Annotated in this window: 12 protein-coding genes and 1 pseudogene; 3 read left to right on the top strand and 10 right to left on the bottom strand. The window is 50.0% G+C overall.

Going from position 1 to position 15,032, the window contains the following annotated elements; translation table 11 throughout:
• A pseudogene (locus tag Q0499_RS06905) lies at window positions 1-309 on the top strand (7,8-didemethyl-8-hydroxy-5-deazariboflavin synthase subunit CofG); the annotation flags it as partial.
• A gap of 205 nt (window positions 310-514) precedes the next feature.
• Window positions 515-1,225, top strand: a complete 711-nt coding sequence (locus Q0499_RS06900) for an outer membrane protein OmpK (protein ID WP_299197610.1) — start codon at window positions 515-517, stop codon at window positions 1,223-1,225.
• 168 nt (window positions 1,226-1,393) lie between these two features.
• Here the strand turns inward: Q0499_RS06900 and Q0499_RS06895 are convergent, their stop codons facing one another.
• The 10 genes from Q0499_RS06895 to dctP all read right to left on the bottom strand — a co-directional run bounded on the left by Q0499_RS06895 (window position 1,394) and on the right by dctP (window position 13,963).
• The gene (locus Q0499_RS06895; protein WP_299197607.1) at window positions 1,394-3,148 is read right to left on the bottom strand and encodes a GGDEF domain-containing phosphodiesterase; all 1,755 of its coding nucleotides are present in this window, start codon (window positions 3,146-3,148) and stop codon (window positions 1,394-1,396) included.
• Between the two features lie 266 nt (window positions 3,149-3,414).
• A complete protein-coding gene (locus tag Q0499_RS06890; protein WP_299197605.1) occupies window positions 3,415-3,942 on the bottom strand; it encodes a hypothetical protein in 528 nt (175 codons plus the stop codon).
• Window positions 3,943-3,980: 38 nt separating this feature from the next.
• A complete protein-coding gene (gene glcF, locus Q0499_RS06885) occupies window positions 3,981-5,192 on the bottom strand; it encodes a glycolate oxidase subunit GlcF (protein ID WP_299197603.1) in 1,212 nt (403 codons plus the stop codon).
• Between the two features lie 13 nt (window positions 5,193-5,205).
• Window positions 5,206-6,264: a glycolate oxidase subunit GlcE gene (gene glcE, locus Q0499_RS06880; RefSeq protein ID WP_299197601.1), complete on the bottom strand. Its 1,059-nt coding sequence runs from the start codon at window positions 6,262-6,264 to the stop codon at window positions 5,206-5,208.
• The gene (locus tag Q0499_RS06875; RefSeq protein ID WP_299197600.1) at window positions 6,257-7,711 is read right to left on the bottom strand and encodes an FAD-linked oxidase C-terminal domain-containing protein; all 1,455 of its coding nucleotides are present in this window, start codon (window positions 7,709-7,711) and stop codon (window positions 6,257-6,259) included. Before Q0499_RS06875 ends, glcE begins: the two co-directional genes overlap by 8 nt.
• 40 nt (window positions 7,712-7,751) lie before the next feature.
• Window positions 7,752-8,183 carry a heme-binding protein gene (locus Q0499_RS06870; protein ID WP_299197599.1) on the bottom strand — a complete coding sequence of 144 codons (432 nt, stop codon included), beginning with the start codon at window positions 8,181-8,183 and terminating at the stop codon, window positions 7,752-7,754.
• Between the two features lie 80 nt (window positions 8,184-8,263).
• On the bottom strand, window positions 8,264-10,450 hold the full coding sequence (locus Q0499_RS06865) for a malate synthase G (RefSeq protein WP_299197597.1): 2,187 nt from the start codon (window positions 10,448-10,450) through the stop codon (window positions 8,264-8,266).
• A gap of 80 nt (window positions 10,451-10,530) precedes the next feature.
• The gene (locus tag Q0499_RS06860) at window positions 10,531-12,081 is read right to left on the bottom strand and encodes a TRAP transporter large permease subunit (RefSeq protein ID WP_299197594.1); all 1,551 of its coding nucleotides are present in this window, start codon (window positions 12,079-12,081) and stop codon (window positions 10,531-10,533) included.
• Window positions 12,078-12,779 carry a TRAP transporter small permease subunit gene (locus Q0499_RS06855; RefSeq protein ID WP_299197592.1) on the bottom strand — a complete coding sequence of 234 codons (702 nt, stop codon included), beginning with the start codon at window positions 12,777-12,779 and terminating at the stop codon, window positions 12,078-12,080. Before Q0499_RS06855 ends, Q0499_RS06860 begins: the two co-directional genes overlap by 4 nt.
• 56 nt (window positions 12,780-12,835) lie before the next feature.
• Complete coding sequence (dctP, locus tag Q0499_RS06850; RefSeq protein WP_299197590.1) at window positions 12,836-13,963, bottom strand: TRAP transporter substrate-binding protein DctP; 1,128 nt, start codon at window positions 13,961-13,963, stop codon at window positions 12,836-12,838.
• A gap of 293 nt (window positions 13,964-14,256) precedes the next feature.
• Between dctP and Q0499_RS06845 the strand changes: the two genes are divergently transcribed.
• On the top strand, window positions 14,257-14,991 hold the full coding sequence (locus tag Q0499_RS06845; RefSeq protein WP_299197588.1) for an FCD domain-containing protein: 735 nt from the start codon (window positions 14,257-14,259) through the stop codon (window positions 14,989-14,991).
• Window positions 14,992-15,032: the final 41 nt, after the last annotated feature.

Here is a 15,032-nt window from a genome sequence, read left to right as displayed (position 1 = left end):
CTGGCTGTGGCCCGGTTGATTCTTGATCCGACTATCAGTATTCAGGCGCCGCCCAACCTGCAGGAACATTATAGAGATTATCTGCACTCCGGAATTAACGACTGGGGTGGTGTGTCGCCGGTGACGGTTGACCATATTAATCCAGAGAGGGCATGGCCCAATATCAAATCGCTGGAATTTAAATCATCAGAGTGTGGGTTCAGGCTCAAAGAGCGTCTGGCAATCTACTCACCGTATAAAAACCTTCCGGAAAAATATCTGTCACACGCCATTGCATGTCGGGTTGATGATATTGACACCGCCGCATAGTTTTTAACGTTTTAAGTGTTCTTCACTGACCTTTATGCCTGGGACTATCCAGGCATTTTTTTTGTTAAGTATTTACTTAATCTAGTTAAGTAATCATATCGGTATTTGGTTATAAAGATGTGTTTACCAGGTGGTAAAAAAGAATCTAATATCTTTTAGTCGATGCATAGATTGACTCGAATAAAAATAATTAGAGAGGTTAAAAATGAAAATAAAACTAATGTGTACTCTTTGTTGTGCCTTGGTATCAACCGGGGCATCCGCTAAACAGTTGTGGAGCGATTTTAGTCTTAGCTACGTGAAAGGAAGTCACTTTGAGGTGGTTGACCCCGACCAGCAGACTATCACTGTAGAGCATGCCAGCGGTCATGACTGGGGGGATACGTTCTTCTTTGTAGATCGCCAGGAGTCCGATGTTGGTGATACCTCTACCTATTTTGAGTTTTCGCCGCGTCTGAGCTTGGGTTATGTGACAGGAGCCGATCTCTCTTTCGGTCTGGTGAAGGATGTTTTCCTGGCGGGCACCTGGGAGAGTGGCGACGGTTTTGACAACTATATGGGAGGTGTCGGCGTGAGTCTTGATCTTCCGGGTTTTCAATATGCTAACGCTAACATTTATCAGGTGAGTAATGACAACACATCCGACGATGTCATGATGACATTAACCTGGGGTGTGCCTTTCAGTATCAGTGATGCAGAGTTTCTCTATGATGGTTTTATCGATTGGTCCAGCAAAGAGGATGACCACGCAGCAGAAACTAATTTTACCTCTCAGCTGAAGTGGAACGCAGGTAAACTGATTGGTACTGCAGCTCCCGTTTATGTTGGCATTGAGTACTCACACTGGACCAACAAATATGGTATTGACGGGGCGGATGAGCGAAATCCATCGTTACTGCTGAAGTGGCATTTCTGATTCGGCATCACTTGCCACATTTTCTCCCCCATTTATTATCCCTTTTTAGTGGTTATCCAATCAGTCATTGGGGAGTTGAATTCTCAACTCCCCAAGGCTGTTTGCATAACATACTCAGGTTACCAGCCCTGTTTGTAATAATCTCGCCGGAGAAGACCAGTATTCACCTCAGCCAGAGTGGCGTGTCTGACTAGGCGATATAGCGCTAAGAAATCGTTGAGGGTCCCAATTGTTTGACCATGACCTCCAATCTAATCGCGACATCGGGCGGGCGATTCCAAAGCCTTGTGCGTAATCGCAACCTAAATCCAAAAGTTTGCTTGCAATCGCATAGGATTCAACACCTTCAGCGACGACTTCTCGCTCATTTGCCTTAGCCAGCGCCAGTATGCTCTTTGTCAGTGCAAGACTCCTGCTATCGAGTAATAAATTCTTTATGAAGCGCTGGTCTATCTTGAGCGTGTCCACGGGTAATGCATGAAAATAAGTGAGTGAGGAGTACCCCGTCCCGAAGTCGTCAAGGGACGTTGTAAATCCGAGCTGCTTACACCGCTCCAGAATATGGTTTGTCTTTTCGAATTCTCTGATAGACGCGACTTCGAGAATTTCGATTTCCAGCCCCTCTGCCTGTTGACCATGGGCTGCGAGTATCGCTGCTAATCGCTCCGGAAGAGCGTCATTCTCAATGGTACTCTGATTGAAGTTTATACTGACGGAAAGGTGTGGGCTTGTTTTGCGAAGAGAGGTTAACTCCGATAGTAGTCTTGTAAACACCCAGATATCTAGCTGCCACTCTAAAGATGTGCCACTAATCGCCTCGATAATCTTGGCCGGAGGGAAAGGTTTGTTATTTGGAAACCAGCGTAGAAGGGTTTCTACGCCTTCGATTTGACCTGTTTTCAGAGATATTTTGGGTTGGTAGTACAACTGAAACTGATTATCAGCAATTGCTTGCTTGATCTTACCAAGCAGCTCATGTCTGGATACGTTAGTGTGATGAATCTTGCTATCAAAAAATCGAATACGCGATCGCCCTTCTTCCTTTGCGGTGTACATAGCATGATCAGCATGGCGCAAAAGAGCATCGGCTTCCTCATGATCGTCGGGGAAAAGTGTGACGCCAATACTCGCCTCGATTTCTAAAGGGCCGACATCAGTCAGATAGCTACGTTCAATAGATTTCTTAACCCGATGCACCGTTTTTTCGACGTCGATGCGTTGCTCAATAGCAAGGAGTCCAACGAATTCGTCGCCTCCCATTCTCGCAAACGTATCGTACTTACGCGCACTTGACGCGAGCTGGTTGGCCACCGCTTTTAAAATTTGATCGCCAATTTCATGTCCGTGACGGTCGTTGATTTCCTTGAAATTGTCGAGATCAATAAATAGTACGGCTAAACGGTTGTTATGCCGCTCAGCATAGTTCAATGCCATTTCAAAACGGTCTGAGAATAAGCTGCGATTCGGCAGGCCGGTGAGGGCGTCATGTTTCGCAAGAAATTCGTTTTCTTGCTGCACCTTAATAATCTCGGATATATCTTGTGCAGTACCGATCGAGCGTTCTGGATTGTTGGACTCATCGTAGTAGGTCAGTCCTTTTGCCTCGATCCATTTAACATCTGCGTCGCATTTGACTCTGTAGCGGATACTGTATTCGGTTCCATCGGCTACTGAGGCGTGAAACGCACTTTCGACCATCTCACGATCATCATCGAAAATAAGATTGGCAAAAATAGTGTAGTCGGGTTCAAAGTTGTGCGGATCGATGCCGTAGATGGAGAATATCTCTTCGGACCAGTACAACGTGTTCGCTTTATGATTGAGTTCCCAAAACCCGACACCGGACAAACGTTGAGTCTCAATGCGCTGCCTCTCAGATAGCTGGAGGGCTTCTTCGATCCGATCCTGGTGATCTTTGATCAATTGATTACTCCAGTTTATGGTACGGGTTAAAACCGCGGAGTTGGACGTTAACCGAGTCTCTAAAACAATGAAATCAGCTCAGGTGAACACGATTCCAATAGTATTCAATCTAGTAATTTCAAGCAACTCACCAGAAGATTAACGGTCGGATAGTGTCAGTTGCTATGGCTAGCAGTCGTTAGCCGCGAAGGGGGAAAACGAATTATTATACTGTCCCACCTGCGCAAAAGGGGGACATTAAGAGGTATGAGTTTCTAATAAAATACTCAGGTCGCCAGCCCCCAGCAGCTTTTTTGCAAAGCGAATATTTCAGGCGTGACGACGGTTTGCAATGCTTCAGTCAGACAGGGGTTATGCTGTTCTCCCGCGTCTGTATGGGCTATCAGGGTCAGGCCCGCTAAGAGTGCCCCATTAACCGCTTCCAGCTGCGTTGTTACAACGGGCATGATGGCGACAGAACCGGGGGAGCGTCCCTCATGAATTCCCATATGTAACCATAGCCAGCCTGGAATGGTGATCTTGTTGGGGAGCAGGTGGACCAGCATTCTTGATGATTTCACGTTATCGAGTAGCAAACCGGGGTTGTTGAGTTCAACCTCTTCTGCATAGGAGAGTGATCGAACTCTCAGCCCCTGCCGGGTGAAACAACATGCGGCACCGTTGACCACATCGTTAGCCAGCCCTGATGATAAAAGTAGCAGGTCAAACTTATGCAGATCTGAGTTTAATTTGTGGTTTTCCTGCGGATTATCGCCAGCATTATGACTCAATTCAGAACAGCTATAGAATTTCATGTTTCTGCTCCGGCGGGGCAGGCAGCCCCGCGTCTGTATCATTGATCTAATAACTCTATCCAGTGTTTTACCGGCACGGCTGCTTTGCTCTCCAGATGTAACTGACAACCCACGTTCGATGTCACTATCTTGTCCGGATTGTCGCCGGTTAGCGCTTTAATCTTATTGCTCAAAAGCTTTTGGCTGAGCTGCGGCTGTAAAATAGAGTAGGTGCCTGCGGAGCCGCAGCAGAGATGTTTTTCTTTGGTCTTCGCCAGATTAAATCCAGTGGCTTTGAGAATCTGCTCTACCGCTTCACCTTGTTGCATTGCATGCTGCAACGTACAGGGGCAGTGAACAGCAACTCTTTCGTCAGCGGGTTGCAGATTCAGTTTTGAGAGGTCCTCGGCTAACAATATTTCGCTAATATCCTTTGTCATCGCACTGATACGATGCGCTTTTTCCGCATATTCAGGATCGTTGCGTAAGGCATGGCCATATTCCTGCACCATGGCGCCGCAGCCAGACGCTGTCATCACCAGGGCTTCAGCTCCCGCTTCAATAGCCGGCCACCAGGCATCAATATTACGTCGCATGAAGTCCTTCCCCTCAGCATGAGCGCCAAGGTGATAGCTCACTGCGCCACAGCAGCCTGCATCCCGTTGCTCTACCAGAGTTATCCCTAATTTGTCCAGCACCCGGGCTGCGGCCACGTTGGTCGCCGGTGTCGCACTGGGTTGAGCACACCCCGCCAGTGCCAGCATAATGCGTGAATGATGCTGTGCTGGCCACGGATTGATGGCCTGACGTTTTGGCGGTAGTTTAGTTTTCACTGCCTGTGGCAATAGTGGCCTGAACAGTTGTCCTGTTTTCAGCAGGAAACCAAACAGAGCAGGCCTGGGTAATACTTTGCGTAACGTCCAGCGAAGACTTTTCTCAGTCAGCGGCCGGTCCAGCTTTTTCTCCAGTTCTGCCCGGCCAAAATCCACCAGTCGGCCATACTGAACCCCTGAAGGGCAGGTGGTTTCACAGCTACGGCACGTCAGGCAGCGGTCCAGGTGTGTTCTGGTTTTCTCCGTCACTTCACCGCCTTCCAGCAACTGCTTTATCAGGTAGATCCGACCCCTGGGGCCGTCCCGCTCGTCGTTCAGTTCCTGATATGTCGGACAGGTTGCAGTACAAAAACCACAGTGCACACAGCTACGCAGAATCGCTTCAGCTTCACGTCCTTCCGGGCTTTCCTGATAGTAAGATATTAAATTTGTTTTCATAGACTATCTGCCATTACATCCAACTATATAAGCGACCACTATTGAGGATTCCGTCAGGGTCGAAAGAGGCTTTAATCCGCTTCTGAATTTCCTGCAAGGCCGGTACCGGTTGGTGAAACACATCCGCTGTCCGGTCACCACCGGTGTACAGCGAAACTTGTCCGCCTGCGCGTTCCGCCAGTGTTTCCATCTCATATTTATCCTGATGACCGCGATACCAGCGTTGCGCCCCGCCCCAGTCTATAATCGAGAGGTGATCCAGTGGTGCAACGTCAGCCGCGGCATTGATTGAGAGACGCCATAACGGGTCAGTGCTTTGAAAAGCACTTAACTGCTGATCACGCAGTGCCAGCCAAAGATTATCGGCATCGGGCTCCTCACTGCCATGCCACTCTTTGATGGTCGCATCGACTGCAGACTGAGCACCTGACAACCGGATATACAACCGGCCTTCAATCCAGCAGGCGGCAGATATCGGTTTAGGTTTTCCCGCCAGTTCGTTCATCATGCGGATCGCTTGTTTTGCCTCTAGCTCCCAACTCAGTGTGCTCACCGCCGCGGGTTTTGGCAGAACTTTTAAGCTCACTTCGGTCAGCACTCCCAGGGTTCCCATGGCACCCGCCTGCAGTCGTGAAACGTCGTATCCCGCGACGTTCTTCATCACCTGTCCACCAAACTTAAGATGTTCACCCAAACCGTTAATCAGGCGCACACCCAATATATGGTCCCGTATCGAGCCCGACCATGGTCTGCCAGGCCCTGACAGGTTGCAGGCCAGAGTCCCGCCAATGGTTGAGTGCGCAGAAAAACGGGGGGGCTCAAACGCCAGCATCTGATTATGCTCATCCAGCAATGCTTCAATCTCTGTCAGCGGTGTGCCTGAGCGGGCGGTTAATACCAGCTCTACCGGTTGATAACTGATAATTCCGCGGTGCTGTGAAACGTTGAGCGTGTCAGCATGAGTCTGGCGTCCCATAAAGGGTTTGCTGTTTCCGGCAACGATGTTCAACTGACGCTTATCCCGACGCGCATCGAGTATCTGTTGCTGTATCTGTGGTGAAATATCAGCCATGATTGACTTCCTCCGACGGCTCTATTGACCGGTATTCCTGACAGCGTCGCAGGGTTGGAATGCCTTTACCAGGATTGAGGGTGCCTTTGGGGTCGAATGCCTCTTTAATGGCATTAAACTGTTGCAGCTCCTGTTGATTAAATTGCACCGGCATCTGGCGTATCTTTTCAATTCCAACCCCGTGCTCGCCGGTTATACAGCCGCCGACGGCAACACAAAGTTCCAGAATTTTGCCGCCGAACTCCTCTGTTTTTTCAAACTCTCCCGGTACGTTTGCATCAAACAGAATTAACGGGTGAAGGTTGCCGTCACCCGCATGAAAGACGTTGGCAACCCGCAGTTGGTAGTGCTCTGACATCGTCTGCATCTCAGTCAGAACATGGGCTAACTGGCTGCGGGGAATGGTACCGTCCATACAGTAGTAGTCCGGCGATATCCGCCCCACCGCAGGGAATGCTGACTTGCGTCCTTTCCACAGCAACGCGCGCTCGGCTTCAGTCTGCGAAGTCCGGATGGAGGTCGCGCCATAGGTGAGGAACAGCTTTTCAACCTGCTCAATATATTCCTGAACCTCTTCTGTTGTGCCGTCGAGTTCGCAGAGTAATAGTGCCTGCGCTCCTTTCGGATAGCCTGCCCGGGCAAAATCTTCGGCTGCCTGGATAGCATGGGTATCCATCATCTCCAGCCCCGCAGGAATAATACCGTTAGATATAATGCCGCCTACCGCATCGCCAGCCTGTTGTACCGTATCAAATGCAGCCATCACGACCTGAGCTTTTTCAGGGATCGGCAACAACTTAACCTGGATCTCTGTAATGACACCTAACAGACCCTCTGACCCGGTAATCAGCGCCATCAGATCGAGACCGCAGCTATCCAGTCCATCACTGCCAAGCAAGATCTTATCTCCCTCGACCGTAATCATTTCGACGCTGAGGATATTGTGTACTGTCAGGCCGTATTTCAGGCAATGAACTCCCCCCGAGTTTTCAGCGACATTGCCGCCGATCGTACAGGCAATCTGTGAGGACGGGTCAGGCCCATAGTAGAGGCCATACTCGGCAGCGGCTTCACTGATTGCCAGGTTTCTGACGCCGGGCTGTAAGCGGGCTGTACGGGTCTGCGAGTTTATTTCCAGGATGTGGTTAAACTTGGCCAGCGAGAGCACCACACCGGTTGCATTTGGCATCGCTCCGGCGCATAAGCCGGTACCTGCGCCGCGTGCGACCACGGGGATCTGATAGCGGTGACAGATGCGGAGCACCTCCTGTACCTGATCCACCGTTTCAGGCAGAACGACGATTAATGGCATTTCACAATACATGGACAGGCCATCACATTCGTATGGCTTCAGTGTTTCCGCATCAGAAATGACAAACTCCGGAGCGATGAAGCGGCGAAATAAGCTGCAGAGTTCCGCTTTATCAGGTTGGTTGTGATTACTCATAGTGTTGCTCCGCCGATCATAGTGACGTATTACCCATCGCTTACATGTAAGCCTGCATGAAGTGATCAATACCTGCCTGTGCACAACTCATATCCTGAGCCGGTGAGCCAGAACTCAGGCCAATTCCACCGATGACTTCACCCTCTACAATGATGGGCAGTCCACCACCGACAATACACAGACGACCACCCAATGCAGTATGGATGCCAAACAGATGATTATCACTGCCGGGGATGCAGGCCTGGTTATACTCATGAGTTCCTTTGCGTGCCGATGCTGCGGTAAAGGCTTTGTCCTGAGAGATGGTAATACTATGAACCTTACCGCCATCCATACGCTCAAAAGCGATCAGGTTGCCGGATTCATCGGTAATGGCGATACACATGGGCACACCGATCTGTTCCGCTTTTTGGACGGCACCGGCGATTAATACCCGGGCTTCAGACTGACACAGACGTTTAATGGATAGCATTTTTTATAGCTCCTGAATTTTAAACTGATATAAAGCGGGTTACGGGTCAACCCTGGTGATCCGTATAAATATCTCTGGGATCAGCCTCTGCCCGGGTGGCTGGCTTTGAACTCCCGACGGCGTTTGTGTAAGACCGGTTCGGTATATCCATTCGGTTGTTCACAGCCTTTGAAAATCAGATCACAGGCTGCCTGAAATGCCACACTGTCATCAAAATCGGGGGCCATGTTGCGATACGCAGGGTCTTCCGCGTTTTGTGTATCCACCACTGCCGCCATCCGTTTGAGGGTGTCGATTACCTGATCATCAGTACAGATGCCATGTAGCAACCAGTTTGCCAATAGCTGACTGGATATACGCAGCGTGGCACGGTCTTCCATCAGTCCGACATTATTAATATCGGGGACTTTAGAACAGCCAACGCCCTGTTCAACCCAGCGCACCACATAGCCCAGAATGCTCTGAGCATTGTTATCCAGCTCAGCCTGGATTAATTCTGGCTGTAACCATTCATCACCTAACAGCGGTGGCGTTAATAGTTGCTCTAATGGCGTTTCTGCCCGCGCCATCAGGCTGTCCTGTTGCGCCGATACGTCGATCTGATGATAGTGAACCGCGTGCAGTGTCGCTGCGGTAGGTGATGGCACCCAGGCGCAGCTGGCTCCGGCCTGAGGATGCGCCTGTTTTGCCTCCAGCATCTTGTTCATCTCATCGGGCATGGGCCACATCCCTTTACCTATCTGCGCTTTGCCCTGCAGGCCGCACTGCAAACCGGTGTCCATATTGCGGTCTTCATAAGCGCCGATCCATGGCTGGGTTTTGATCGTGTCTTTAGGGTATACCGCCCCCGCCAGCATTGACGTGTGAATCTCATCGCCGGTACGGTCAAGAAAACCGGTATTGATAAAGAACAAACGATTTTTGACTGCCCGTATCGATTCTTTCAGGTTGGCGGATGTGCGACGCTCTTCATCCATGACGCCTACTTTTATGGTATTGGGTGCCAGACCCAACACCTCTTCTACCCGGCCGAACAACTGATCCGTAAACGCAACTTCCTCCGGGCCATGCATCTTGGGTTTGACGATATAGATGCTGCCATAGCGACTGTTACGGGAAGTTTTTCCGTCGGCTCTGTCATGCAGCGCACACAGGGCGGTCACCATTGCGTCCAGTATGCCCTCAGGTGTTTCATTGCCATCGGCATCCAGTACGGCATCGGTGGTCATCAAATGGCCGACATTACGCACCAGCAAGATGCTGCGACCGGAAAGTGTAAATGCATCGCCCTGCGGACTCTGATAACTGCGATCAGCCATCAGGTTTCGCTGTATCGCCTGACCCTGTTTGATAAAGGTTTCTTGCAAATCGCCTTTCATCAGGCCCAGCCAGTTGCGATACACGACAACTTTATCGTCTGCATCGACCGCCGTTACCGAGTCTTCGCAATCCATGATCGTACTCAGTGCGGACTCAAGAACAATATCTTTAACGCCCGCTCTGGAGAGCTCACCGATTTTGTCCGCGGGATCAATCTGCAGCTCGATATGCAAACCATGATTTTCTAATAACAGAGCGTATTCACTGTCGGTGCGGCGCAGGCCCACGAACTGACTGGTATTAGCAAGGGTGGTGGAACTACCATCCTGTAATTGCATGATGAGGCGTGTTCCTGAAGCAGACTCTTCCAGAGAATACTCAATGACCGCTTCATGGCTGCCGCTTGCTAAAGGGGTTGCCTGATCCAGAAAAACGGTTGACCAGCGAATCACCTGCTGCGCTCGGGCAAAATTAAAGCCTGTTGCGTCAGGTTCAAGAGGGCCGATTGCATCAGAGCCATAGAGGGCATCATATAAACTACCCCAGCGGGCATTGGCTGCATTCAAGGCAAAGCGGGCATTGTTGACGGGAACAACCAGTTGTGGCCCGGCGATAGATGCCAGCTCCGGGTCGATATTGGTTGTTTCAATCGCGAATGAACCTCCCTCCGCAACCAGGTAACCAATACTTTGCAGAAAGTGGGTATATTCGCTCATATTGAGCTTCTGACCGCGTCGCTCACTATGGTATTCGTCCAGTTGTAGCTGGAGGCGATCACGTTTTTTCAGCAGTGCGCTGTTAACCGGGGCCATATCCGCGATTATGTTTGCATAACCCTGCCAAAAATCCTGTGGGCTAACCCCTGAACCGGGGCAGATCTCATCTGCCACCAGGTCATAAAGAACCTGAGAAATTTGCAGACCTTCAATATTTGCTCGGCTATTCATTGTTGCCTGTCCTTTTTATTAAGAGGGTGTTTATGTCGAAAGAGGGGAATCCCTTCCCCTATGGGTTTCTATGGTGATGGTCAGCCATACACCATTGAGGGCAGCCAGGTGACAATTCCTGGAAATACGATGCAAAGGAGCAGACCCAGGCACTGTAATGCGAGGAAAACCAGAGATGATTTGAAAATAGTGCCCATGGATATTTCCGGGGGGCATACCCCTTTGATATAAAACAGGGCATAGCCAAACGGTGGGCTGAGGAAAGACATCTGCATGTTGACCAGATACAGCACCCCGAACCATAAGATGACATCATCGTTGGAAACTGCGGGCATGCCGAATAAGCCATCAAATTGAAGTGCTTTAACGATCGGGATGAAAATTGGCACCGCCAGCAGCAGAATACCCACCCAGTCGAGGAACATCCCCAGTACCACCAGCAAAGCCATCAGCAGGAACAGAATTCCATAAGCCGACATTCCGGTACCGAGAATGGATGCGGTAATAAACTCCTGACCGCCCTGCAAGATATAGAAGCCCACGAAGACTGATGCGCCAAACATTATCCACAGTACCATTGCCGATGCGCGGGCCGTGGTTATCGATGCATCTTTGAGCGCCTCAACCGAGAACACTTTATGTTTCCAGGCAACCAGAATTGCGCCAAATGAACCGATACCGGCGGCCTCTACCGGCGTTGCAATACCGCCAAATAACAGCCCTAAAACGAGCATGACCAGAAACAGTGGTGCGATCAGGTCTTTCAGTAGCAGCACTTTTTCCCTGAATGTGATCCGTTCTTCAGGCGGAACCGCAGGCCCCAGCGAAGGGTTTATCTTGGTACGGATGAGGACATACATGATGTACATCCCGGATAGCATCAAGCCTGGAATAATGGCCCCCAGATAAAGCTCGCCTACCGATTGTTGTGCCACAACCGCATATAGAATTGCCAGAATCGATGGTGGAATAAGGATACCCAGCGTGCCGCCTGCCATGATTGAACCCAGGGCAATTTGCGGATCATAACCGCGCTTCAGCATTGCTGGCAGGGCGATAATGCCCATGGTGACAACGGCTGCACCGATGACACCGACCATTGCCGCCAGAATTGTTGAAGCCAGAATGGTTGCGGTTGCCAGCCCGCCGTCCAGTCCTCCCATCCATTTATAGACGACATTAAACATCTCTTCGATCAGTCCGGCGCGTTCAAGCATTGAAGCCATAAAGATGAACAGAGGAATGGCCGCCAGATCTGAATTGGTCATCATCGGGAAGATACGCCCCGGGATGATATTCAGCATGGCGCTGTCACCCACCAGGTAGACGAACATGACACCCAGACCTCCGGTTACAAAGGCCAGAGGTAGGCCCATCATCAGCGCAACGAGAAGTGAACCAAACATTAAGTAGGTCAGTGGTCCAATCTCCAGATCACTTAAACTACCGGCAAAGCGGAACAGGAAGAAGTCTTCGCTGTAGGCGTCATAAAAAACAATATTGATCACTTCAACGGCTAGTACGAAGCCAAATGCCAGTGTTGATATGATCATCAGCCAATGGCCGATATGGCCAATGAATGACTGCGATGCGGGTGTAGCGATAGAATTATTCATAGTATTAGCGTTCATTGCGCTGCTCCCCGACCCATCCGGATATACAATGCGATATCCTTAATTAACTTGGATATTCCGGCCAGTAGTAGCAATAAAGAGCCTAAAAACATCAGCGCCTTAACCGGCCAGTATTGAATACCCCATGTCTCAACGGTCGTCTCTCCCATCGCCAGCGAATCCTGAAAGAAGGTCCAGGAGGTCAGCATTAGCGCGATTGCAAAGATGAAGAAGAACATTGAGGTGAAGATATCCATCCCGACACGGCCTCGCTCGGGGAGAAAGTTATACATCACGTCTACCCGCACGTGGGCTCCATGCAACAGTGCAAACCCACCGGCCAGCAAGTACTGCATGCCCAGTAGCAGGAAGCTCGCTTCATGGACCCAGATAGTGGGCATATTGAACAGGTAACGCATCACCACTTCGAAGAAATAAAAACACACGGCGTTGACTGTCCAGAAGGATATGAATATGCCGGAATTCTCGGTTATCCAGTCCACTGCACGACAAAACAGGTTGCCTTTCTCCTGGTGGTGGATAACAGGGTCTTCATCTGCGAGTACTTCACCCAGATATGGATGGTTATGTGGATCTTTTTCTGCTTTTTTCTTACTTAAACGTTCCAGCGTGATCATTATCAGCGGCATTACCGCCAACCAGCCCCAATACAACCAATGGGGCATGACAAAGCCAAACCCTTCTAAATCGGACATGATTTACTACCTCTGTAAAAATGGGGGAGCAAACAGACGTCCCCCTTGAGTAACGGTTATTCCATACCCTTGATGTCTTCCGGGGTGATGTAACCAACCGTATCGTTCATCATGTACTTCAGCTGGATATCAAAGATCTCTCTGGCATCCGGGTTTTTATTAGCCCACTTGTACCAAACCGGAATTGCCGCTTTACGGAAGCGCACCATATCGGCCTGACTCAGACGGGATACCTTGCTGCCATCAGCCTTAAACTTCTCCATCGCTTCGATGTTGCGTTTCTGGATGGTCTGGTAGTGGCGTTGGGAATAGTTGCGCACCTCATCTTCGACAATCTGCTGAATTTTTGGCGTCAGCTTATTCCATGACCGCAGGTTGACCGTCAAGTCCATCAAATCAACCGGCTGGTAAACCGACATCACCCCCGGTGGACCGAACAAAATGTTGTCGGTTACCTGGCTGAAGCCGAGTTCATAATTCACCGCCGGTCCAACATAATCGGCAGCATCGATAGTGCCTTTTTCCAGCGCGGGGAAAATATCAGAACCAGGTAAGCTCACAGTGGATACGCCGAATTGCTGGAAGACTTCAGCAACCATTCCGCCAGGGAGGCGAATTTTCATGCCTTTCAGGTCATCCAGAGAGTTGACCGGTTTTTTGGAGTGAATAATATTGGCATCGTGCTGGATCGGACCAACATAAAACAGTCCGAGTTTCTTATAGATTTCACGGGTTTTTTCTAACATGCCCAGGCTGTAGAACATCGTGTCCCACTGAGCAGGCTGGTCAGGCCCTGCGGGATAAGAAGAGAGGAAGACCGATGCCGGAATTTTACCAGACCAGTACAGCGTGAATGGGTTCATGCCTTGTAGAACACCGCTGCGTACCGAATCAAACAGCGCGTTATTGTCAGCAGCAACAGACTTGGCAGGGAACGGTTTAAACGCCAGCTCACCTCCGGTTTTCTCCTCCATGCCCTGACACCACTCCTCAAACATTGAGTATCCAACGGTGCCAGCATCCCAGGTGGACTGAATCTTCCAGGTCTGGCCTGCGGCCATCAGCTGAGGGCTTGCAATCATCGCTGTGCCGGCTATCGCGGCGGTGGTGAATGCGATGGATTTAATAAAGCCACGACGCGCACTCTTGCTTGCTGAGAGTGATTGAGTCTTATTGAACTTCATAAGTTCTTCTCCAGTACCTTGTTATTTTTTTAGTTAGGCTTTTTGCTCACGCATCAGGCGGTGCTTGAAAGCAGATCCGTCCCGCCAGGCGTAGCAAAGTAGAGATACTGGAGATTGGCATCTCAGCCGTCCAAGGCTTTTACTACTGGTCCTACCAGTTTTTAAGGTGCTTTAATGGATCTATTTCCGCCAATAGTTCATATTATTTGAGACGGATGAGCGGTTTTAATTGATGTCCGAAGAGAATAATAAAACTGGTCCAACCAGTAAAAAATGAGCGATATGTATCTATTATGACAACGACTGCCCCCTCTATTGCCCATTCGATTGCGCATCATCTTGAGCAGTTAATTCTTGATGGCAGTCTGGCGCCTGAGCAAAAGATGCCATCGGAACGGCAGCTTTCCGTCAAGTTGGGTGTCTCACGGTCCATCATTCGGGAAGCGTTGCATGAGTTGCAGGGGCGAGGTGTTGTTGAAACACGTCACGGCAAGGGGTCTTTTGTCGCCAGGATTATTGCTGAGCCAGAAGAGAGCAGCCCGTTACTGCAGCTCTTTTTTGGCCACTCAAGAACTCTGTACGATCTGTTTGAAGTGCGTGCTCAGCTTGAGGGGCAGGCTGCCAGCCTGGCCGCACAGCGAGCCAATGAGAAAGATCAGTATGAAATCACTAAAGCCTTCAATGCGATGGAGGTTGCGGATCCGCTAACCAACGCCTCGCTTGATCATGCTTTTCATCAGGCGATCGCTAAAGCGTCACACAATCCGGTGCTGGTTCATGTGTTGAATAGCCTGAAAGAGTTGATGTTGCATTCGGTACAGGCTTCCGTATTGAATCTGAGTCATCGTCAGGCATTTAAGCAACAGATCGATAAGCACCATCGTCAGATCTATCATGCGGTCATCAGCCGTCAGGGGGAATGGGCTCAGAAAGCGGCGATGGCCCATGTAAAGCATGTCAGTGACTCTCTGCGCCAGATTGAACAGGAGGAGAAGAGTATTATTCGGGCAGTCATCGAAAAAGGCTAAAACTACTCTGGCTACAGGTGCTAACTGAATTCCAGCAGGTT

Source organism: uncultured Amphritea sp., from assembly GCF_937127095.1.
Classification (GTDB): Bacteria; Pseudomonadota; Gammaproteobacteria; order Pseudomonadales; family Balneatricaceae; genus Amphritea.
This window is presented reverse-complemented; position numbering and strand designations above follow the sequence as displayed.